This window comes from Actinospica durhamensis (assembly GCF_018139695.1).
GTDB classification, from domain to species: Bacteria; Actinomycetota; Actinomycetes; order Streptomycetales; family Catenulisporaceae; genus Actinospica; species Actinospica durhamensis.
Genome location: NZ_JAGSOG010000712.1, coordinates 1 through 478, shown reverse-complemented (window position 1 = coordinate 478; position 478 = coordinate 1). Strand labels below are relative to the sequence as shown.

The 478-nt window shown below is 65.5% G+C and carries 2 pseudogenes; both read left to right on the top strand.

The features are described from left to right. A pseudogene (locus KDL01_RS47165) lies at window positions 1-359 on the top strand (mammalian cell entry protein); the annotation flags it as partial. Further along, window positions 356-478 (top strand): annotated as a pseudogene (locus KDL01_RS47160) (PqiC family protein); the annotation flags it as partial. The pseudogenes KDL01_RS47165 and KDL01_RS47160, both read left to right, overlap by 4 nt.

The window sequence follows — 478 nt, the reverse complement described above, 5'->3', positions numbered from 1 at the left end:
ATATCGAAGCGCAGATTGCCGGCATCGCCAAGAAGCTCAACAAGGTGCCGTTCGAGCAGATCGGACAGGATGTTCACCGCACGCTGACGACGCTCGACGCTACGCTCAAGCAGACCGAGCAACTGGCCAAGACCGTCAACAGCGATCTCGCCCCGCAGATGAAGGAAACGCTGGCCGAGGCGCGCCGCACGCTCGACTCTGCGCGGCAGGTCTTCTCCGACGATGCCCCGCTGCAACGCAATGCGCGCGACACGCTGGAACAGGTGGCCAAGGCCGCCGCGTCCGTGCGCGTGCTGACCGACTATCTGGACCGCCACCCGGAAGCGCTGATCCGCGGCAAGGCAAAGGACGCGCAATGATGCCGATGCAAACGACGATGCTGTCTTTTTCTCTTCGCGTGGCCGGCGGCGCTGCCGTGGCCTTGCTGGTTGGCGCGTGCGCCTCGCCCGAGCCGACCTTGCATACGCTGTCGGCGCGC